The 20,742-nt window shown below is 60.1% G+C and carries 21 protein-coding genes; 8 read left to right on the top strand and 13 right to left on the bottom strand.

The annotated features are described in order from the left end of the window. Positions 1–126 precede the first annotated feature (126 nt). From surE to ASD46_RS19590, 3 genes are all read left to right on the top strand, one after another. The gene (gene surE / locus ASD46_RS19600; RefSeq protein WP_013636276.1) at positions 127–897 is read left to right on the top strand and encodes a 5'/3'-nucleotidase SurE; all 771 of its coding nucleotides are present in this window, start codon (positions 127–129) and stop codon (positions 895–897) included. Positions 898–905: 8 nt separating this feature from the next. After that, positions 906–1,547 (top strand): protein-L-isoaspartate(D-aspartate) O-methyltransferase, encoded by a 642-nt coding sequence (locus ASD46_RS19595; protein WP_029658770.1) that lies wholly within the window; start codon positions 906–908, stop codon positions 1,545–1,547. 345 nt (positions 1,548–1,892) lie between these two features. Then, positions 1,893–3,458, top strand: coding sequence for a LysM peptidoglycan-binding domain-containing M23 family metallopeptidase (locus tag ASD46_RS19590; RefSeq protein ID WP_019566161.1), 1,566 nt, complete (start codon positions 1,893–1,895; stop codon positions 3,456–3,458). Positions 3,459–3,648: 190 nt separating this feature from the next. On the opposite strand, the gene mobB is transcribed toward ASD46_RS19590, so the two are convergent. The 5 genes from mobB to moaA form a co-directional block, all read right to left on the bottom strand. After that, positions 3,649–4,164, bottom strand: a complete 516-nt coding sequence (gene mobB / locus ASD46_RS19585) for a molybdopterin-guanine dinucleotide biosynthesis protein B (RefSeq protein WP_025593632.1) — start codon at positions 4,162–4,164, stop codon at positions 3,649–3,651. Next, positions 4,161–4,787 (bottom strand): molybdenum cofactor guanylyltransferase MobA, encoded by a 627-nt coding sequence (gene mobA, locus ASD46_RS19580; RefSeq protein ID WP_025593629.1) that lies wholly within the window; start codon positions 4,785–4,787, stop codon positions 4,161–4,163. The genes mobB and mobA overlap by 4 nt, the downstream gene beginning before the upstream one ends. Further along, positions 4,784–5,983 (bottom strand): multidrug effflux MFS transporter, encoded by a 1,200-nt coding sequence (locus ASD46_RS19575; protein ID WP_025593627.1) that lies wholly within the window; start codon positions 5,981–5,983, stop codon positions 4,784–4,786. Before ASD46_RS19575 ends, mobA begins: the two co-directional genes overlap by 4 nt. A 1-nt stretch (position 5,984) precedes the next feature. After that, positions 5,985–6,953, bottom strand: coding sequence for a DMT family transporter (locus ASD46_RS19570; RefSeq protein WP_035198332.1), 969 nt, complete (start codon positions 6,951–6,953; stop codon positions 5,985–5,987). 153 nt (positions 6,954–7,106) lie between these two features. Beyond that, positions 7,107–8,204, bottom strand: a complete 1,098-nt coding sequence (moaA, locus tag ASD46_RS19565; RefSeq protein ID WP_019566166.1) for a GTP 3',8-cyclase MoaA — start codon at positions 8,202–8,204, stop codon at positions 7,107–7,109. Between the two features lie 85 nt (positions 8,205–8,289). On the opposite strand from moaA, the gene ASD46_RS19560 reads away from it, so the two are divergent. From ASD46_RS19560 to ASD46_RS19550, 3 genes are all read left to right on the top strand, one after another. Continuing rightward, positions 8,290–8,658 carry a gamma-butyrobetaine hydroxylase-like domain-containing protein gene (locus ASD46_RS19560; RefSeq protein WP_025593622.1) on the top strand — a complete coding sequence of 123 codons (369 nt, stop codon included), beginning with the start codon at positions 8,290–8,292 and terminating at the stop codon, positions 8,656–8,658. Positions 8,659–8,880: 222 nt separating this feature from the next. Beyond that, positions 8,881–10,692: a monovalent cation:proton antiporter-2 (CPA2) family protein gene (locus tag ASD46_RS19555; protein WP_025593620.1), complete on the top strand. Its 1,812-nt coding sequence runs from the start codon at positions 8,881–8,883 to the stop codon at positions 10,690–10,692. A gap of 52 nt (positions 10,693–10,744) precedes the next feature. Further along, positions 10,745–11,353 carry a pyridoxamine 5'-phosphate oxidase family protein gene (locus tag ASD46_RS19550; protein ID WP_025593618.1) on the top strand — a complete coding sequence of 203 codons (609 nt, stop codon included), beginning with the start codon at positions 10,745–10,747 and terminating at the stop codon, positions 11,351–11,353. 151 nt (positions 11,354–11,504) lie between these two features. Here the strand turns inward: ASD46_RS19550 and ASD46_RS19545 are convergent, their stop codons facing one another. The 8 genes from ASD46_RS19545 to ASD46_RS19510 all read right to left on the bottom strand — a co-directional run bounded on the left by ASD46_RS19545 (position 11,505) and on the right by ASD46_RS19510 (position 19,198). Beyond that, positions 11,505–12,575 (bottom strand): GGDEF domain-containing protein, encoded by a 1,071-nt coding sequence (locus ASD46_RS19545; protein ID WP_060642566.1) that lies wholly within the window; start codon positions 12,573–12,575, stop codon positions 11,505–11,507. 501 nt (positions 12,576–13,076) lie between these two features. Then, positions 13,077–14,294: a gephyrin-like molybdotransferase Glp gene (gene glp / locus ASD46_RS19540; RefSeq protein WP_035198330.1), complete on the bottom strand. Its 1,218-nt coding sequence runs from the start codon at positions 14,292–14,294 to the stop codon at positions 13,077–13,079. Beyond that, the gene (gene moaC, locus ASD46_RS19535; protein ID WP_003515564.1) at positions 14,295–14,786 is read right to left on the bottom strand and encodes a cyclic pyranopterin monophosphate synthase MoaC; all 492 of its coding nucleotides are present in this window, start codon (positions 14,784–14,786) and stop codon (positions 14,295–14,297) included. A gap of 7 nt (positions 14,787–14,793) precedes the next feature. Further along, positions 14,794–15,609: an indole-3-glycerol phosphate synthase TrpC gene (gene trpC, locus ASD46_RS19530; protein WP_035198327.1), complete on the bottom strand. Its 816-nt coding sequence runs from the start codon at positions 15,607–15,609 to the stop codon at positions 14,794–14,796. Between the two features lie 19 nt (positions 15,610–15,628). Next, the gene (trpD, locus tag ASD46_RS19525) at positions 15,629–16,663 is read right to left on the bottom strand and encodes an anthranilate phosphoribosyltransferase (protein WP_013636264.1); all 1,035 of its coding nucleotides are present in this window, start codon (positions 16,661–16,663) and stop codon (positions 15,629–15,631) included. A 16-nt stretch (positions 16,664–16,679) separates the two neighbouring features. Continuing rightward, on the bottom strand, positions 16,680–18,572 hold the full coding sequence (locus ASD46_RS19520; protein ID WP_013636263.1) for a peptidylprolyl isomerase: 1,893 nt from the start codon (positions 18,570–18,572) through the stop codon (positions 16,680–16,682). A 270-nt stretch (positions 18,573–18,842) separates the two neighbouring features. After that, positions 18,843–18,977, bottom strand: a complete 135-nt coding sequence (locus tag ASD46_RS27825) for a hypothetical protein (RefSeq protein ID WP_003515556.1) — start codon at positions 18,975–18,977, stop codon at positions 18,843–18,845. 41 nt (positions 18,978–19,018) lie between these two features. Further along, on the bottom strand, positions 19,019–19,198 hold the full coding sequence (locus ASD46_RS19510) for a hypothetical protein (RefSeq protein WP_003515553.1): 180 nt from the start codon (positions 19,196–19,198) through the stop codon (positions 19,019–19,021). A 418-nt stretch (positions 19,199–19,616) separates the two neighbouring features. Here ASD46_RS19510 and coaD point away from each other — a divergent pair, with 418 nt between their 5' ends. Together coaD and ASD46_RS19500 are read left to right on the top strand one after the other, a co-directional pair. After that, the gene (gene coaD / locus ASD46_RS19505) at positions 19,617–20,111 is read left to right on the top strand and encodes a pantetheine-phosphate adenylyltransferase (RefSeq protein ID WP_003515552.1); all 495 of its coding nucleotides are present in this window, start codon (positions 19,617–19,619) and stop codon (positions 20,109–20,111) included. 29 nt (positions 20,112–20,140) lie between these two features. Beyond that, the gene (locus tag ASD46_RS19500) at positions 20,141–20,710 is read left to right on the top strand and encodes a peptidylprolyl isomerase (RefSeq protein WP_019566173.1); all 570 of its coding nucleotides are present in this window, start codon (positions 20,141–20,143) and stop codon (positions 20,708–20,710) included. Positions 20,711–20,742 lie beyond the last annotated feature (32 nt).

Here is a 20,742-nt window from a genome sequence, read left to right as displayed (position 1 = left end):
TCGATTGATTTAGACGTGATTAGATCCTCGGGACAGGCCCGAGGATGACGTTGAGAGAACTGCACACCTCACTGCTGGTGGGGAGGATGCTCCGTCCCGGAAGATATGAAAAGCGGAGAGAGAAACATGCGGATTTTGCTGACCAATGACGACGGTATCCATGCCGAAGGGCTGGCGGTGCTGGAACGTATAGCCCGCACGCTGTCCGATGACGTCTGGATCGTGGCGCCCGAGACCGACCAGAGCGGTCTTGCTCACTCCCTTACTCTCTCCGAGCCGCTGCGGCTGCGCAAGGTTTCCGACAAGCATTTCGCGCTGCGCGGTACGCCGACCGATTGCGTCATCATGGGCATCCGTGAAGTTCTGCCGGAAAAGCCCGATCTCGTACTCTCAGGTGTCAATGCCGGTGCCAATATGGCTGACGATGTCACCTATTCCGGCACGATTGCCGGCGCCATTGAAGGTACGCTGCAAGGGGTACGCTCCTTCGCACTCAGCCAGGCTTTCAGCCATTCCGAAGGCCGCGTCGTGCCGTGGGAGGTGACCGAGACCCATGCGCCGGATCTGCTGCGCAAGCTGATGAATGTGGAATTGCCTGATGGCACCTTCCTCAATCTCAATTTCCCCAATTGTGCACCTGATGATGTGCAGGGTGTATCCGTCACCGGGCAGGGCAAGCTCGATTTCGGCCTGACGGTAGAAGAACGCCAGGATGGCCGTGGTCTTCCTTACTACTGGCTGCGCTTTGGCGAACGCCTCGGCACCTTCCTCGAGGGCACGGATATCCACGCTTTGAAGCACGGCAAGATTTCGGTCACGCCGCTAAAGCTTGACCTTACGGATTACACGGTCAAGGATCGGGTTGCGCAAGCACTTGGATTCGGAGTCGCCGATTGAAATCCGCAATGGTTGAAAAGGAAGGTTTTGCCGCTCTCGTTCTCCGCTTGCGGGGCGAGGGGATTTCCGACCTCGACCTTTTGACCGCGGTGGAACAGACGCCGCGATCCAGATTCGTGCCGCCGCAATTCGCCGCTGATGCCTATTCCAGCCGTACAATCCCGATCGACTGCGGCGCCTTCATGGAGGGCGCTGACATGGCGGTGAAAATCCTGGCTCGCCTGCAATTGAAGCCGGGCCAGCGCGTGCTGGAAATCGGCACCGGCAGCGGTTTCATGACGGCGATCATCGCGCGCCGGGTGGAGCGGGTCTTTTCGCTGGAGCGCTACAAGACGCTAGTGCAGCAGGCGCAGAACTGTCTGGACGATCTTTCCATCCGCAATGTCGTCATCCGCCAGGCGGATGGCAGCAACGGTCTGGTCGGCGAGGGCACCTTCGACCGAATCGTCGCCACCGCCGCCTTTACCACCATGCCCCGCTTTTTCGCCGAGCAGATCGTCTCCGGCGGCATGATGATCGCGCCGATCATTCTGGAAGACGGGCGCTGCGTGATGACGCGCTTCTCCAAGACCGGCAGCCGCTTCGAGAAGGAAGAGCTGTTCGAGACGCCCTATCTGCCGCTTGGCAGCCATATTGCCCGGCATTTGTGACAAAATGAAAATATCGAAGGCGATTAATTTTCGTCTTAGAATATTCTAAATCATCACAACCAACTGATTTTCCATAATAATATTGTTCCGACATGACACATGCCGTTTTCGTCATGGTTATCGAAGTGTCAAAAAAGCGCCGAGCGGCTTAACGTTTTAACGGCGTGGTAACACTAACGCGCTTTAATCATAAACATCGACGCATGGTTTTCCCGGGATCGGGAAATGGGCCTTGCAAGAAGTGAAATTTGTGCCGGATCGACCTCGATGCGGCGGGTTGGCGTCAGTGTAGATCGAGTTATGCGTATGAGACATTCGTCTAAAATCGGAAAATCAGTCGCAAAAATGTTCGCAGCGGCATTGCTGGCAAGCGTCGCAACGGGCTGTAGCTCGGATGCAACGCGGTTCAGCGGCCTCTTTTCCAGTGGACCGGATCGGATGACGACAGCGTCAATTCCAGCCCGCCAGGGCGGCGGTGCTTATGGGCAGGCCCCGGTCCCGCAAGGCGACATGAACGGTGGTTATGCCTCTGCGGCACCCCAGGGCGGCTACGCCAATCAGAACATGGCGGCCAACTCCTATCCGTCTTCCGGCGGTTACGGCGGTGGCGTTCAGCCTTCGACGGCCCGTTCGGCTTCGGCCTCTCCGGTGCAGCGCTCCGAGCTGTCGGCTCCGCCGGCGGTGGCAAGCCGCGACCCGTCGACCCGCAACGAAGCCATGGCCCAGCCTTTCCCGTCCGCACAACGACCAGCCGCTCCGTCTCTCGCAGCACCTGCACAGCAGGCTGCCGCTCCCGTCGCCGACAATCTCACCACCGCAACCGTCCGTTCCGACAAGAACGGCTGGCATACGGATGGCGCCTCTTCGGTAACGCTGCGTCCGGGTGAAAGCATCGCGACTATCTCCAACCGCTACGGCGTTCCCGAAAAGGAACTGCTGCGGGTCAACGGTCTGAAGACCGCGGCGTCCGCGCAGGCTGGCCAGTCGATCCTAATTCCGAAATTCGGTCAGGTCCGCAATGCCGCTAAGGCTGCGGCCGGTGACATTGCGCTCAATCGCAACGGCGACGAGCCGAACCCGCTGCGTGGTCCAGACCAGAAGGTAGCCGTGCTGCCCTCGCAGAGTGTTGCCCGCGACAAGGTTTCGGCTGAAAACGGCAAGCTCACACCTCCCGGTGGCAAGCCTATGCCGCCAGCCGGTGGTTACAAGGTTCAGCCGGGCGACAGCCTGGCAAAGATCGCCCGTGAAAACGGCGTTTCGGTTGCAGCCCTCAAGGCCGCGAACGGTATTTCCACCGAAAGCATCCGTGTCGGCCAGACACTCGCCATGCCGGGTGCTTCGACCGACGCCATCAAGACAGCCTCCGTACCCGCAAAGGAAGCGGCCAAGGCAGTGGAAACCGCATCCGCCAAGCCGGAACCCTACAAGGCTCCTGCCGCAGCTGCGACCGTACCGTCCGCTCCTGCCGCAACGGCAAGCGTCGGAGATATCGAGAAGAAGTCCGATATGGCCTCGCTCGCTCCGGAATCCACGGGCATCGGCAAATATCGCTGGCCGGTTCGTGGCGCCGTCATCAACAATTTCGGCGACAACGTCGAAGGCAGCCGCAACGATGGCATCAACATCTCCGTTCCGGAAGGCACGCCAATCAAGGCCGCCGAAAACGGTGTGGTCATCTATGCGGGCAATGGCCTTAAGCAGCTCGGCAATACGGTTCTCGTCCGTCATGACGACGGTAAGGTCACCGTTTACGGCAACGCCGCCAATCTCGACGTGCAGCGCGGCCAGAAGGTTCAGCGCGGCCAGACCATCGCCACGTCAGGCATGACCGGCAGCGCCAAACGTCCTCAGGTTCACTTCGAAGTTCGCAAGGATGCGACGCCGGTGAACCCATCCGGTTTCCTTGAATAGGTATTGCGTCTCAAGGAATGATGAAGCCGGGCCGAACGCCCGGCTTTTTCATTTTTGGGGGTAGGCCAAGCGTCCTCACACATTCGACGTCATCCTCGGGCTTGACCCGAGGATCTATGGTACGGTCGGTTTGCGGGCCCTCGGGTCAAGCCCGAGGATGACGGAGGAGAGGAGGTTGCCGAAACGGCAGTTACGCCTTCACCAGCCCAACCGTCTTTTCGATGAAGTCCGCAATCGTGGCGGTATCGTCGAGATCGAAGACGGGAAGGGTGGTGTCGGTCACCGCGTGGTCGGCGGCAATTGCGATGATGTGCGGATCGCTTCCGGCAAGCGGTTCGGTCTTGGCAGCTTCCAGCCGTCGCGCCTCGATCTTCGGCACCGGCTCGTATTTGTAACCCTCGATCAGTACGAGATCGCAAGGGGCGAGGCGGGCGAGGATTTCCTCGAAGGACGGTTCGGCTTCGCCGCGCAATTCATGCATGATGGCAAAGCGGGTGCCGGAGACGATGGTGACCTCGTGCGCGCCCGCCTGACGGTGACGCCAGCTATCGGCGCCGACCTTGTCGATATCGAAATCATGATGGGCATGCTTGATGGTCGAGACCCTATAGCCCCGGGCCGTCAGTTCGGTGACGATGCGGACCGCAAGGCCGGTCTTGCCCGAGTTTTTCCAGCCGGCAATACCGAAGACCTTCTGGCTCATCATGGTTCCATGCTCTCCAGATAGCTTCGAGCGAGCGCCAGTTCATCCGGCGTGTTGATGTTGAAGAACGGATCGAGGCTGCCCTTGGCCGTTTCCAGCGGCGGGAAGGCGATACCGATCGTGACGTGTCGTGCAAGATAGGCGCGGATGCGCCGGTTTGCATCGTTCTTCAGCCATTCCTCCAGATCGTCCGCGAGCGCCACGGGCCATAGCGCGAAAACCGGGTGCAACTGGCCGCTGGAGGCGGCGATGACGATTGCGTCTTCGGCCATGTGTTCGCAGAGGCGGTCGACGAGATCTTCGGGAAAGAACGGGCTGTCGGCGGGCACTGTCAGGAAGTGGCTTTTCCGGGCGTGATGGTTCTGGAAATGCCGCATGCCGGCGAGAACGCCAGCGAGCGGCCCGGCATGGCCGTTCACGGTGTCAGGCAGCAACGGCAGGCCAAAGCTTTCGGCCCAGCCATTCGCGGCATTGATGGTGACATCCGACACCTGTGGCGCGATGCGGCGCACGACATGGGAAAGCAGCGGTTCGTCGCCCAGCATCACGGTCGCCTTGTTGGTGCCCATCCGTCGCGACAGGCCGCCGGCAAGCACAAGACCGGGTATTTCAAATCGCGCCGTCATTGCCGCTTTTCCTGCAGCCTTACAATATAGGTGGTGAGGAGGGCGACAAGGCCGGTCGCCAGCATCACGAGAAGAAGCGGCCAGGTTCCGTCCTCTTTGGACAGAACCGAGGAGGCAAGCACGGAAAGTGCCGCACCGCCGCCGATGGTCATGGCGCCGCCAAGACCGGAGGCGGAGCCTGCCAGATGCGGCTGGACGCTGACCATGCCTGCATTGGCACTTGGCAGGGTCACACCGTTTCCGACACCAATGAGCGCAAGCGGCACGAAAAACGCATAGGGGCTTTCCGCCCCAGTGGAGATCAGCGCTATGGCTGCGACAATCCCGGCGATGGCGACGACATTGCCCGACAGCATCATGCGGGTGATACCGATCTGGCTCGCATAACGGCCGGAGACGAAGTTGCCGAGCATGTAGCCGCTGGCCATGAAGAAGAATTGCAGGCCGAGCATGGCCGGGGCAAGGCCATAAAGCACGCTGCCGACGAAGGGGGCGCCGCCGAGAAACGAAAAGAACATGCCCGACGAGAAGGTCGAGGTCAGCGCATATCCCCAGAAGAGTGGCGAGCGCAGAAGTTCCGGCCAGGCGTGGAACTGCTGCGAGAAGCTTGCCGATCTGTTGTGATTGGTTTCGCCGAGATCAAACCAGGCGAGCACCAGAATGCCGACCCCGAGCAGGGCAAGAAGCGCAAAGCTGGATTGCCAGCCGGAGATATCGTTGAGCAGACCGCCGACCGTTGGGCCGACCATCGGCACCACCGACATGCCCATGGTCACATAGCCGATCATCGAAGCGGCTTGTTCCATCGGCACCATGTCGCGCACGATGGCGCGCGCCAGCACGAAACCGGAAACGACGGCCGCCTGCGCCACACGCCCGAACATGAAGACGGTTATATCTGGCGCCAGCATGCAGACGAGCGTGGCGACGATCATCATCGCGATGCTGGCAAGCATGACGGGCCGGCGTCCGAAAAGATCGGATAGCGGGCCGATGAGGAGTTGCAGGCAGGCGGTGGCGGCAAGATAGCCGGACACGGCAAATTGCATCACGGCGTAATCGGTCTCGAAATGGAGCGCCATCGCTGCAAGCGAGGGCAGGAACAGGTTCATGCAAAGCGCCGCGACGCCGGCGATAACGACGAGCGTGATGATGTGGGGCGGGGTGGTGCGATCCAGAAAGCGGGCGTTCTTCATGTCATTCTCCCGCTTTTTCCGTAAAGGCAGCTTTCGTTACGGAAACTGGCCGCACGGTGGTCGCGGCAGTGGGCGTTGCGGCGGAGCGCTTGGCCATCTGCGAGCGCTTGCGCAGGCTTTCACGGTAGAAGGTGTAGAGGCCCGAGCCGATGACGATCACGGCGCCGACGATCGTGAAACTGTCGATCTTTTCGTTGAAGAAGAACACGCCGATCATGAAACCCCAGAGCAGGCTGGTGTAACGGAATGGCGCGACGAAGGAGATTTCGCCGGTTCGCATTGCCAGAATGATTGCCTGGTAACCGACCAGCACCAGAACGGCAGAACCGGCCAGATGCGACAGGATCATGAAGTTCATGGGCTGCCAGCCGCCGAAGGGCTGGATTAGCAGGCCACCCACCGCCATGTTGACGGAGGCGGTAACGAAGGTGACGGCAAGCGAGGGGACATCCGCATACATCTTGCGGGTCAAAAGATCACGCGCGGCGGTGACCGCAAGCGAGGCGACGACCAGTAGCGCGCCTGAGGTGAAGCCTTCCGGGCCGGGCCGGATGATGACGAGCACGCCAATGAAGCCGACGATGATCGCCGCCCAGCGCCGCCAGCCGACGGGCTCGCGCAGGAACAGTGCCGCACCCAGCGTGACGATCAGCGGCAGGGACTGCAATATGGCCGAGGCGTTGGAAAATTCTATGAGTCCAAGCGCCGTCAGATAGAGAACGGCGGCTGTCACTTCGCAGAGACAGCGCAGGATGATGATGGGGCGCATCAGGGTTTTCAGCGGCCGGAGCGCGCCGAAGTGCCGGGCGGCGATATAAATCAGCACCACCGTCATGATGCCGCGCACGAACATGATCTGGCCGGTATTGATGTAGGGGGTGACGGATTTCGTCAGGGCGTCGTTGGCCGTAAAGCTTGCCATGGCGAGCGCCATCAGAAGGGCGCCGCGCGTATTGTCCGTCAATGCCATTTCATACTGTCCCAGACCATGCGCAGCCTAACCCCAAATTCCTCTCAGGGGTCGCCCGCCGGGCGGGACCGCGCATTCCTCCATGCCAAGAGACCTGACACGGCCAAGCCGGCATTTCAACCGCTTAAATGGGTGGGTGGACGAGAAACAGGTTCAGCCGCCGGTCACACTCATATGGCGGGCGACAGCGGGGCGCTTGTGGGTGCGATCAATGATGAAATCATGCCCTTTCGGCTTGCGCAGAATGGCCTCGTCTATGGCGCCCGAGAGATAGGCGTCGCTGTCGGAAGCGCGCAGCGCCGTGCGAAGGTCGGCGGCATCGTCCTGCCCGAGACACATATAGAGCGTACCGGTGCAGGTGAGGCGGACGCGGTTGCAGCTTTCGCAGAAATTATGGGTCATGGGTGTGATGAAACCGAGCCTGCCACCGGTTTCCTTCACCGTCACGTAGCGGGCAGGGCCGCCGGTCTGGTAGTCGTTGTCAACAAGCGTGAAGCTTTGTTCCAGATCGGCGCGCAGCCTGGAAAGCGGCAGGTAGCGATCGGTACGATCTTCCTCGATCTCGCCCATCGGCATGGTCTCGATGACAGTCAGGTCCATACCGCGACCATGGGCGAAACGCATCAGCTCGGGAATTTCAGTCTCGTTGAAGTCCTTCAGCGCGACGGCATTGAGCTTGATCTTGATGCCGGCGGCCTGCGCGGCATCCAGCCCTTCCATCACACGGTCGATATCGCCCCAGCGGGTGATCTCGCGGAATTTCTGCGGGTCCAGCGTATCGAGCGAGACGTTGATACGCCGCACGCCGCAATCGGCGAGTTCGGCGGCGAATTTCGCAAGCTGCGAACCGTTGGTGGTCAGCGTCAGCTCATCCAGCGCGCCGGTGCCAATATGGCGGCCGAGGTTCCTCACCAGCATCATGATGTTCTTGCGCACCAGCGGCTCGCCGCCTGTCAGCCTTAGCTTGCGCACGCCCCGTTGAATGAAGACGGAACAGAGCCGGTCGAGTTCCTCCAGCGTCAGAAGGTCCTTCTTCGGCAGGAAGGTCATGTGTTCGGACATGCAGTAGGTACAGCGGAAATCGCAGCGGTCTGTCACGGAAACGCGCAGATAGGTTATGGACCGGCCGAAAGGGTCCACCATCGGTGCTTTGTTTTCCGTCAGGGACTGCGCTCTTTCGAGCGATCCGGGGAAACTGTTCACGTCTCCGTCCTCACTGCGCGATGCGCCGGGCACAAGATTGCCGGGCATGTGCTTTACAGGTGATGTAGTGACTTGCCTATCGCGAGGCAAGTCCGTAATTCTGACGCATAAGACGAGCTTGCGGAAGTGAAAAATGAGTGATGCCTGGCCGACTGAACTGCTTGTGTCGAAAGACCGGCGGCAACTGACCGTTTCCTTCGATGATGGAACCGTCTATCGGCTTGGTGCCGAGATGCTGCGCGTGCTTTCACCCTCCGCGGAAGTGCAGGGCCACGGGCCGGGCCAGAAGGTCACTGTTCCCGGCAAGCGCAACGTGACGATCCGCTCCATGATGGCGACGGGCAATTATGCCGTGCGCATCGTCTTCGACGACGGCCATGACAGCGGCATCTTCACCTGGAGATATCTGAAGGAACTGGGAGAGACAGGCGACGCATCGTTTGCCGATTATGAGCGACAGCTCGCCGAAAAGGGCTTGAGCAGGGAACCGCTATCCCGGTAGGCGGGCGCAAGGCCTGCGGATACTCCCCACCCTCATTCCTGTGACAAGCACGGGAATGAGGGGAGAAGGGCAGCGGCATCTGAAGCCCGCATGCCTTATGGACAAATAACCCGTTGAATCTGCGCATCGTCCATCTGTAAAATCATTTTCGATTTTCATACTGATGCGCTAGGAAGTGAGGGAGGGAACACCCTCGTTCTATCAATTTAAACGGGGTGATGTGTGGCGGTCGAAGCGAACGGAAATGATCTGGCCCAGGTGGTCGTGCTTTTGGCGGCGGGCGTGGTGGCCGCGCCGATTTTCAAGCGCATAGGCCTCGGTTCGGTGCTGGGTTATCTGGCCGCCGGCCTGGTGATTGGGCCATATGGCTTCGGCTTCTTCTCCGATTCGCAGGCGATCCTTCATATCGCCGAACTCGGCGTGGTGATGTTCCTGTTCATCATCGGCCTTGAAATGCAGCCGTCGCGGCTGTGGTCCATGCGGCAGGATATTTTCGGGCTTGGCGCGCTGCAGGTGCTGGTCTGTATGGCGGGTCTGACGATGGTTGGCGTCAGTCTCGGCTTTCCGCTCATCATGTCATTTGTCGCCGGTACCGGCTTCGTGCTGACTTCCACGGCAATCGTCATGCAGATGCTGCAGGAACGCAACAGCATGTCCAGCCTCAAGGGCCAGCGCATCATCGCCATCCTGCTGTTTGAGGATCTCGCCATCGTGCCGCTTTTGGCGCTCGTTGCCTTCCTCGGTGCTGGTGGTGAGCACGTCACACAGTCGGAGCGCTGGATTTCCGTCGGCATCGCGCTTGCCGCCGTCGGCGCGCTCATTCTGGCCGGGCGTTATCTTCTCAACCCGTTCTTCCGCCTGCTGGCGGCGTCTGGTGCGCGCGAGGTAATGACGGCCGCGGCCCTGCTCGTGGTGCTCGGTTCGGCGCTGTTGATGCAGGTCAGCGGTCTTTCCATGGCGATGGGCGCGTTTCTGGCTGGTGTGCTGCTGTCCGAATCGTCGTTCCGCCATCAGCTGGAAGCGGATATCGAGCCGTTTCGCGGCATTCTGCTCGGCCTGTTCTTTCTCGGCGTCGGCATGGCGATCGATCTTGCCGTCATTGCGTCGAACTGGCAGCTCGTGGTCGTCAGCGTCGCAGGTTACATGCTGCTCAAGGCATTCCTGATCTACGGCGTGGCGCGGGCGCTCGGCACCACCAGGCGCGAAAGCCTGGAGCGGGCCGTGTTGATGGCGCAGGGTGGCGAATTCGCCTTCGTGCTCTATTCCGCCGCTGTCAGCGCCGGCATCCTCGACCGCGAAGCCAACGCCATCCTGACGGCGACCATCATCATCTCGATGGTGCTGACGCCGCTGATGGTCATTCTGCACGATCGGCTGGTGCCGGCGGCCGTTCCCAAGACCGATGATCTCGATGTGCCGGAAAATGTCGAGGGCAGCATTCTGCTGATCGGTTTCGGGCGTTTCGGCCAGATTGTCAGCCAGCCGCTTCTCGCGCGTGGCTACACGCTGTCGCTGATCGACAAGGATGCCGACTTTGTGCGCGATGCTGCGGAATTCGGTTTCAAGGTCTATTATGGCGATGGCTCACGCGCGGAAATCCTGCATGCCGCCGGGGCAAGCACCGCGCGTGCCGTGCTGATCTGCGTCGACGACAAGGAAGCCGCTGTGCGGATCGCGGAGATCGTCAAGCATGAGTTTCCGCTGGTTCCCGTTCTTGCCCGTGCCTATGACCGTGGCCACGCAATCGATCTTGTGAAGGCCGGCGTGGATTACCAGATCCGCGAGACGCTGGAATCGGCGATGAATTTTAGCGAGGAAGTGCTTGGCGCCATGGGCGAGGAGCGGGAAGATGCTGCCCGCTTGGTGGAGGAATTCCGCGACCGCGACGAGGAACGTTTCGCGATGGAAGTCGTCGGCGGTATTTATGCGGGCCGGTCGCTGATCCGCGGCAATTCCCAGCCGGCGGACCTCGTTGCTGCACGCACCGCGCGCGAGCGGGCGGAGCGGGAAAAAGCGGAAGCGGCAGAGGAATAACGCGCCCTGATTTATGGGTGGGGCAGATTGATTGCAGGAGTTGGAGCGCACAATGACGGTCATTGGCACGGTTGAGGAATTGAAGGCCATTTACGATGGCACAAGCGAGGCATCTATCACGAAGGTGACAGCCACGCTGACCGCCGAATACCGGCAGATGATCGAGGCTTCGCCATTTCTGGCGCTGGCGACTGTCGGGCCGGAAGGCATGGACTGTTCGCCGCGCGGCGACAAGGGCGGTGTGGTAAGGGTGGCCGACGACAGGACGGTGCTTTTGCCCGACTGGCGCGGCAACAACCGCGTCGATTCGCTCTTGAACATCGTGCGCGATCCACGCGTGGCGCTGATGTTCCTGATCCCGGGCTCGAATACAACGATGCGCATCAACGGCCGCGCTGTCGTTTCGGTCGCACCCGATCTGCTGCAAAGCTTCGAAATGGACGGTAAAAACCCGCGCACCGTCATTGTGGTCGAAATCGACGAGGTCTATTTCCAGTGCGCGAGGGCCTTGATGCGCTCGGAACTGTGGAACCCCGACAACTTCGTGGAACCCGCGTCACTGCCCACACCCGGCAGCCTGCTCAAAGCCGCCAAGGCGGAGTTCGATCAGGAGACTTATGACCGCGAATGGGCGGTTCGGGCGGCGAAGACCATGTGGTGAGGGGTGGCGGTGCGGCTTTCGTCCTGACGAGACCAGCACATTCGCCCGTGAGCCATTGGCTTCTCTCCGCCCTCATTCCTGTGACAAGCACAGGAATGAGGGAAGAGGAGAGCGTCCGTTAACTGCGCCCCCGATAAGGACGCACGACGCCCTAGGTACGATAAATCAGCCAGTTCTTGCCGATATAGTTCTTCTGCATGCCGTCCTCGTAAATGACGGAACGGTTCCTGCCGGTTTCCTTGGCGTGGTAAAGTGCCATATCGGCATGTCCGTAAAGTTCGCCCGGATTGTTTGCCTGCGAGGCGGAGGCGAAGCCGATCGAGATCGTCACCGTACCGTAGTCGGCGCCCGATCTTGAATTGCGGAACGGCGTGCTTTCCAGCGACAGGCGGATGCGCTCACAGATCACCATGACTTCTTCCGGCGTGTTGCCATCAAGAATGATGGCGAATTCCTCGCCGCCGCTTCTGGCGACGAAGCCGTCCTTGCGGACATTGGCGCGGATGACGGAGGCGACTGTGGCCAGTATCTTGTCGCCGACCGGGTGGCCGAACGTATCGTTGATCCGCTTGAAATGGTCGATGTCGAGCAGGATGAGCGTCGTATATTGCAGGCCGATGGAGCTGTTGTAGACGGAGGCCAGCCTGTCATCGAAAGCGCGACGGTTGGAAAGGCGCGTCAGCGAATCGGTATTGGCGATGCGCTTGTATTCATCCAGCTCCAGACGCACCTGTTGCATTTCCTCGGCATGGCGGTTGACGTCGTTGAACGCCTTTTCGCCATCGATGATTTTCGAGCCGGTGGCCTCGGCCAGCAGCGCAACCGCATTTTTCAGGATATTGGTGCTCGATACGGTCTTGTCGTCAATGCGCTGACGGGTCTCGCCGAGAATTCTGTTGTAGTTCTCGATGGAGGACTGTTCGCGCCTCAGCGTTCCGAGAAGCGCCTCCAGTTCACGCCGCAGCTTCTCTTGCGCGTCGTCGATCGAGGCGATGGGATTGCCTTCCCCGTACCGCGCGGACAGTTCGTCCAGATCCTCCTGCGTCACCCGGTTTCCCAGTGCCGCCAGATCCCTCGTCAGCGCCGGGTTCGAGCCGATATAGGCTTCGTAAAAAAGGCTATAGTTGCGCGGGATCGGCGACACACCCATGCTCCGCATGGCGTAGGCAATCTGCCCGGCGATGTCGGGCCCCGTGGATTTGGGCGTGGATGCCGTGTTCATCAAGAAACTCCAGTGAGTCTGCTTATCGACTATGATTATTATTATGTAGGCCGTTTTGAAAAGCTTAATTTATGGGAAACTAATTTTTGTTCCCTGCAATTTTGATCTTCGGCAATTTTTATCTTATTTAGCTGATAATTATAAGTAATTCTCATTTCGAGGAAGTTCCGGAGTTTTTTGATTTCTACTGCTCGTCTTGGTGCCAGCTTCGTATTTATTCTGTCAATCCCGATAGTGATTTTAGGGTGATTTATTTCGGCACAACAACGCAGGGTGATAATCGGGAGATGGTTGAGGCACGGAGTTTTTCATCTGGCAAGACGCCGCTTATAAGCAACGAACTTCTTCGCGCATGTCCGGATACAGCAACGTTACAGTTTTTATTACGTCGTCTCAACAGAAGTGGCTGCAGCCCGTCTCATTTCTGTGACTACTTGCGGTGAAAATTGCGCAAGATTTTGAAACAATGCGTTGTTTTGTCTGCCGCCGGAATATGTCCCGTCAGGCTCTAAGCCGTATCACCGAGCATTCCGCACCGGCGTCAACTGCCGGCGCATTTGGCGGGCGCACGATCAGGCCGTCTGAATGTGCCAGTATGTTCATCATGGATGAATCCTGTTTGGCATAGGCTTGCGCCACCAGAGCGCCGTTGTCATCGGTGCTGAAACGGGCGCGAAGATAATCCTGCCGGTGATCGTTCGCCTTCAGCGGTGTGGCGGTTCGGGCCGTGGTGACGCGTTGCGGCAGAATGCGGCGGGCGATTCTGTGGAGCAGTGGCTCGAGGAACAGCAGGCCGCAGACGAGGCTCGCGACTGGATTTCCTGGCAGGCCCAGAACCTGCATGGCATCGATGGCGCCCACCATCAGCGGTTTTCCAGGACGCATGGCAATGCGCCAGAAATCGAGCTGCATGCCTTCGGCCTTAAGCGCCGCCTGAACGAGATCATGGTCGCCGACAGAGGCGCCGCCGAGCGTCACGAGCACATCGGCCTTTGCCGCGACAGCCTTGCCGATGGCGGCGCGGATCAGCGTGTCGTTGTCGGGTATAATGCCGAGATCGAGAACCTCGGCACCGGCTGCCCGCGCAAGTGCGGCGACACCGAAAGTGTTCGAGGCGATGATCTGGGCGGGAAGGGGCGTGCTTCCGGGCGGCAGCAATTCGTCGCCGGTGGCAAGGATGGCGACCAGTGGCTTGCGATAGACTGCAAGCGTTGCGTGATTCATCGCCGCCGCAACGGTGAGATCGGTGAAGCAGAGTTCGCGGCCGGACTTCAAAACGGTGTCGCCCTCGGCAAAATCCTGTCCGCGCGGGCGAATGTGTCTCCCGGCGGTGATGTCGAAGGCGGTGCGGATTTTGCCCTCGCCGAGAAGCTCGGCATCTTCCTGAATGAGAATGGCATCCGCACCCGCTGGCACCGGTGCGCCGGTAAAGATACGCACGGCCTCGCCTTTACCCACCGTGCCCGCGAAAGCGTGGCCTGCGGCAGCCTGGCCTATGACGGTGAGGACTGACCCGATTTGTGGCGCATCGGTACTGCGCAGCGCATAGCCGTCCATGGCCGAGGCATCGAAAGGCGGCTGGGTCAGACGCGCCGCAAGGTCAGCCGCAAGGACGCGGCCATCGCATTCGGCGAGCGGAAGGGTTTCGCTGTCAACCACAGGAACCGCCGCCTCCAGAAGGCGCGTTACGGCCTCATCCACGGGCAGCAGTGGCTTCATTCAGGTCTCCTGTCGCCGGAAATCGCCCGACTTGCCGCCGCTCTTTTCGAGAAGGCGGATATTGACGATCTCCATCGCCTTGTCGGCGGCTTTGGCCATGTCGTAAATGGTCAGGCAGGCGATGGACACGGCGGTCAGCGCCTCCATCTCCACGCCGGTCTTGCCGGAGAGCTTCACCATGGCCTCCACCCGCAGGCCGGGCAGGGCAGCGTCTTCGGTAATGTCCACCGCAACCTTCGTCAGCATCAGCGGGTGGCAGAGCGGAATGAGGTTTGCCGTCTGCTTGGCTGCCATGATGCCCGCGAGCCGGGCTGTGCCGATGACGTCACCCTTCTTGGCATTGCCATCGCGGATGAGCGCCAGCGTTTCCGGCTTCATCTTCACGAAGCCCTCGGCAACGGCGACACGGACGGTCTCGGCTTTGTCGCCGACATCGACCATATGGGCCTCGCCGCTCGCATCGATATGGGTGAGCTTTGTCGCCTCGCTCATCGGCGCATCATTCCGCCGCCAGAACGCCGGATTGGCCGGTTAGCAGGGTTTTGGTAGCTGCCGTCACGTCGTCCTTGCGCATCAGGCTTTCGCCGACGAGGAAGGTGCTGATGCCGCTCTTTTCGAGGCGCTGGCAATCCTCATAGGTGAAGATGCCGCTTTCGCCGACAAGCAGCTTGTCGGCGGGCACGAGGCCAGCCAGTTTCTCGCTGGTTTCGAGGCTGACCTCGAAAGTGCGCAGATTGCGGTTATTGATGCCGAGAAGCGGCGAGGCGAGCTTCAGCGCCCGTTCGGTTTCTTCCGCATCATGCACCTCGACCAGTACGTCCATGCCGAGTGAAAAAGCCTCGTCTTCAAGGCGTTTCGCCTCATCGTCGGAAAGAGACGCCATGATGAGCAGGATGCAGTCCGCGCCCCAGGCGCGGGCCTCATGCACCTGATAGGTATCGAACATGAAATCCTTGCGCAGCGCAGGCAGCGTGCAGACATTGCGGGCAGCCGTCAGAAATTCCGGCGCACCCTGAAAGCTCGGCGTGTCCGTCAGCACGGAAAGACAGGCGGCGCCACCAGCCTCATAGGCGGCGGCTAGTGCCGGCGGATCGAAATCCGGGCGGATCAGCCCCTTGGAGGGGCTGGCCTTCTTGATTTCGGCAATCAGACCGAATTTGCCCTCAGCCTGCTTTGTCCGCAGCGCTTTGTAAAAACCGCGCGGCGCAGTCTGGCCTGCGGCCATCGCCTTGAGATCGGCAAGTGAAACCCTGGCCTTGGCGGCGGCAATTTCCTCGCGCTTGTAGATCTCGATATTTTTCAGAATGTCGCTCATGGTTTCGCTCTCATTCCTTTTAGTGGTCGGCCTGCCCGGAGACTGTTTCATTGGAGACGGCGACCAGGCGGTCGAGCGCTGCTGCCGCCGCGCCGCTGTCGAGCGCTTGGCTCACGGTCGTCATCGCCTCGCCAAGCGTTTCGGCCTTGCCGGCAATGACGAGGGCTGCCGCGGCGTTGCACAGCGATACGTCGCGATAGGCGTTGCGCTTACCGGACAGAACCTCGCGAAGTGCCGCTGCATTGGCAATGCCGTCGCCACCCTTGAGGTCTGCCATTGAAGCGGGTTCAACACCGAAATCCTTCGGCGTCAGGTCGAAGGTGCGGATCTTGCCGTTTTCAAGCGCCGCCACATGGGTGACGCCTGTCGTCGTGACTTCATCCATGCCGTCGCCATGTACGACCCAGATGCTTTCCGAGCCGAGATCGCGCAGCACTTCGGCAAGCGGCACCAGCCAGCGCGGCGAAAAGACGCCGAGCAATTGGCGCTTCGCGCCCGCCGGGTTGGAAAGCGGGCCGAGCAGGTTGAAGATGGTGCGCGTGCCAAGTTCGACGCGGCTTGGACCGACATGGCGCATGGCGGAATGGTGCAGCTGCGCGAACATGAAGCCGAGTCCCGCCTCACTGATGCAGCGGGCGATAAGGTCAGGGCCGATATCCAGCTTCACGCCGAGTGCGGACAGCGCATCCGCCGTGCCGGATTTGGAGCTTAGCGCCCGGTTACCGTGCTTGGCAACGGGAAGGCCCGTGCCGGCAACGATGATCGAGGCGAGCGTCGAGATATTGTAGGTGCCGATGCCGTCACCGCCGGTTCCGACGATGTCGATCGCGTTTTCGGGGGCCGAAACCGGCAGCATGCGCGCGCGCATGGAGGAGACGGCGCCGACAATCTCGTCTACCGTCTCGCCGCGCACGCGCAGTGCCATCAGGAAACCGCCGATCTGCGATGGGGTTGCTTCGCCCGACATCAGAATGTCGAAAGCGGCCCGCGATTCCTCACGGTTCAGGCTTTCCCCGTTTGCGACCTTTGCGATCAGCGGTTTCAGTTCGGCCATCGTTTCCGCCCCCCGGTTAGAAGCCGACCATCGCCTGATCGGCGAGGGCCTGATTGATGGTCACACCGTAGTCGTTCTGCAGGCGGTTGACCATCTGGTCGAGCATGTCGTCACCTGCCGCGCGGGCGATGGCGGCGAACTGCTGATCGTCATTGGCAAGCGCATCGGCAGGCGCGTTGGTGTCGACTGCCGTGACCTTGAAGAGGATGCGGCTGGAACCATCGGCGTCTGCCGCTGTGCCCGTCATGCCTTCAGCGCCGGAGAATACCGCCGTAATCGTCTGGCGACCGAAAATCGCGTCCTCGCTGGTGCGGCGCAGGCCGGATTTCTGCTCGACGGCAAGGCCGAGTTCGCCAGCCACCGCTGCCAGTGTCTCGCCCTTTTCGACACGTGCCTTCAGCTCGTCGGCCTTGGTGGCAAGCGCCGTGCGCTGCTGCTCTGCCGTCCAGTCGGCCACGACATCGTCGCGCACTTCGGCAAGCGTGCGGTCGCGGGCGGGGATGATCTGATCGACGTCGAACCAGATGTAGCCTTCGCGGCCAAGATTGATCGGCAGGGCTTCGGTGCCGGGTTCGGTCTTGAAGACTTCCTGGGCAAGCTGCGGCGAGGGCAGGTCCTGAATGGCGTCGCCCTTTTCATCAAGACCGGCGGCATCGATGGCGTCGATGGTGACGGGCTTGAGGTTCAGCTGCTTTGCCGCATCGGCAAGCGAGGAGCCGCCGGCACGCAGGTCTTCGTAACGGTCATGCACATTGGTGACTTCTTCGGCTGCAGCAGCGGTGGCGAGGTCCTTGCGGATGTCCTCTTTCGCTTCTTCCAGCGTGCGGGTGGTTTCCGGCTTGATGCCGGTGATGCGCAGGATGACCGGGCCGAAGGAGCCTGCCACGACCGGAGACACGCCGCCATCCTTCTGGACGGCGAAAGCAGCATCGGCAATCGACTGGTCGGGGATCGTGTCCTTGGTGAATTCGCCAAGCGTCACGTCGGAGGCGGTCTTGCCCTGATCCTTAACCACCTGATCATAGGTGGTGTTGCCGAGGCGGATCTGCTCTGCAGCGGCTTCTGCCATTTCCTTTTCCGGGAAGGTCAGCTGCTCGACGGTGCGGCGACCGGCGGTGCGGAAGCTGTCCTTGTGGCTGTTGTAATAGTCGGCGATCTGCGCATCCGTCACCGAAGCCTGATCGGCAATGTCCGATGGTTCCAGCTTCACATAGGTGAACTTGCGGAACTCGGGCGCGCGATATTTCGCCTTGTTGGTTTCAAACCAGGGTGCAAGCACGTCGTCGCCCGGCGCCTTGACCGGCGCAATGACGGCGTTGGACAGGATGACGTAATCGACCGAGCGCTGTTCGTTGCGGTATTGCTTGAGTGCGTCCACCAGTACCTGCGGTGCCTTGAAACCATCGGAAACGGCTTCAACGATCTGGCTTCTGACCGCGACCTTGCTGCGTTCCTTGATATAGTCGTCTTCGCGCAGGCCGGAATTGCGCAGCCGTTCGGTGAACAGGGTGCGATCGAACTGGCCATTAACCGATTTGAATGCCGGGTCTTCGGCGATGAGATTGGCGAGGCGGTCTTCCGAAAGGCCGAGATTCATCTTCGACGCCAGTTCATCCAGCGAGGCACCCGCCGCAAGCTGGCTGAACACCTGACGGTCGATGCCGAAGGCCTTGGCCTGTTCGGTGGTCAGTCTCGCGCCAAACTGGCGGCTGAGATCGGAAACCTGACGCTGATAGGCGAGGCGGAATTCCTGCGGGCTGACCGTCTGGTCGCCGACGGTCATGACCGCATGCGAATTGGAGGTGACGAGTGATGCGGAGACGCCCCAGACGCCAAACGAAACAACAAGCAGGAGAAGCAGCAGCTTGGCTGCCATGGTTCGAGAAGCATTTCTCAGGGAATCGAGCATCGTTATGCAAACCTCACAGGAACGTCATTGCGGTCGCCAGCCGTCCGGCCCGCAACGTATCGGCGTTCCTTAAATCAATCCAATGGGAAATTGAAGGGAATTTGCCTTGGAAAAACGGGGTTTTGAAAACGCTTATGTGATTGGGGCTAGGTTTTTACGCCTTCATCTTCGCCATACTGGCCCTTAAGGCGGCAAAATAAAACCGCCCGGAGCGTCCAGGCGGTTGCGGAGAATCATATTCTGAAAGACGGCTAAGTCTGATGGTTGCGGTCAGAACGCGCGGTTGCGTCTTACCGAGGCCTTGAATTCCTCGTCTTCACGTCGCATCTCGGCGACGGCGGAGATCATTGACGTCACGAACATAATGCTGATCAGGGCAAGAAGCAGTGTCAGGAATGTGAACATGATATCATCTCCGTTGGTGGCGAGGAAATCCTAGTTCCTCATCAGTAATAGGTCATGGACTGGTAGCGGGCGGTCATCTGTGGATAGTCCGGTCCCTGGGCAGCAGGCTTCTGATCATAAAGGCTAAACGTTGTTGCTACCATTGCGATGACCAGTACTGTCCAGGCGGTGCTGATGACGCTGATTTTCGCCGAAGTAGACTGTTTTTCTCTTACAAACATCTGTCTGTTCCTTTGGTTTGATATTAACGCGCCACGTCCAATCATGTTCCGCGTCAACCTTAAAAATCGATTAGCATCGCGCCTGTGAAACTTCCTTGAATGGCTTGTTCATCTGGCGTTCAGGAAACCGGCGACTGGCCTCATTCGAGGAAAAGATACTCGGCTGCGAATGATGCGATGACCGAAAAGACGATCATAAAGGCCAGCATTTTCATTTCTCCGGGGGCTTAACGAGGTGAGGGGCATTTCGGTTTCCCGATGCCGTGTATTTATATAAATGAGCCCTGAAACCGCACTGAACGGCGCATTCATCCGTTGTTCAGACCGCACCGGGAGGGCGTCCGGGTTGTAAAAGTCTTGCGCCGCGCCCATCTCCGTGACAAAAGGCGGCACATAACGCCCACCACTTGAGAGCGATATGACGATTGCCTTTTATCCAGGATCCTTCGATCCGATGACCAACGGACATCTGGATGTGCTTATCCAGGCGCTGAACGTGGCGTCCAAAGTCATCGTCGCCGTCGGCATCCATCCCGGAAAAGCACCGCTGTTCAGCTTCGAGGAGCGGGCGACGCTGATAAGCCGGGCGCTTTCTGAAAGCCTGCCCGGTGAGGCGGCGCGCGTTGAGGTCGTTTCCTTCGACAATCTGGTCGTCGATGCAGCCCGTCAACATGGCGCGCGCCTTCTTCTGCGCGGCCTGCGTGACGGCACCGATCTCGATTATGAAATGCAGATGGCCGGCATGAACCGCCAGATGGCACCTGATATACAGACCGTGTTCCTGCCGGCGGGTACGTCGTCGCGACCCATTACAGCCACATTGGTCCGGCAGATCGCCGCCATGGGCGGCAATGTGGATGCCTTCGTTCCCAAAGCCGTGCTTGAAGCCCTCAACGCCAAGCTGAAGCGCTGACTTCAGCCTCACATTCCGGAGCCAATCCAATGAAACTCGTTCGATTTGCCTTTGCCGGCGCCCTGTTTGCGGGCGCGCTTGCCGCCAGCACCTTCGCTTCGGCTGCCGAATTCCTGACCGTCCAGCTGAAGGACGGCCCCGTCGTCATCGAACTGATGCCGGAAGTCGCGCCCAAGCACGTGGCGCAGATTGAAGCGCTGGCGAAAAAGGGCGCCTATGACAACGTGGCCTTCCACCGCGTCATTGACGGTTTCATGGCGCAGACCGGCGACGTGCAGTACGGCAACATGGAGAAGGGCTTCAACGCCCAGCGTGCCGGCACCGGCGGCTCTGACATGGCCGACATTCCGGCTGAGTTCTCCAAGACACCGTTCACGCGCGGCGTTGTCGGCATGGCCCGTTCCAGCGATCCGAATTCCGCCAATTCGCAGTTCTTCATCATGTTTGCCGACGGTCCGTTCCTGAACGGCCAGTACACCGTGGTCGGCAAGGTCGTGTCCGGCATGGAAGCCGTGGACAAGATCAAGCGTGGCGCCGGCGGCAACGGCGAAGTTTCCAACCCCGACCGGATGATCAAGGTCACCGTCGGCAAGAAGTAAGGTAGGGCAATAGAGCCCGAACAGAGGAGAAT

Source organism: Rhizobium sp. Root491 (assembly GCF_001427205.1).
Taxonomy (GTDB): domain Bacteria; phylum Pseudomonadota; class Alphaproteobacteria; order Rhizobiales; family Rhizobiaceae; genus Agrobacterium; species Agrobacterium tumefaciens.
Note: the sequence above shows the minus strand (reverse complement) of the source record. Positions and strands in the feature narration are given on the sequence as shown.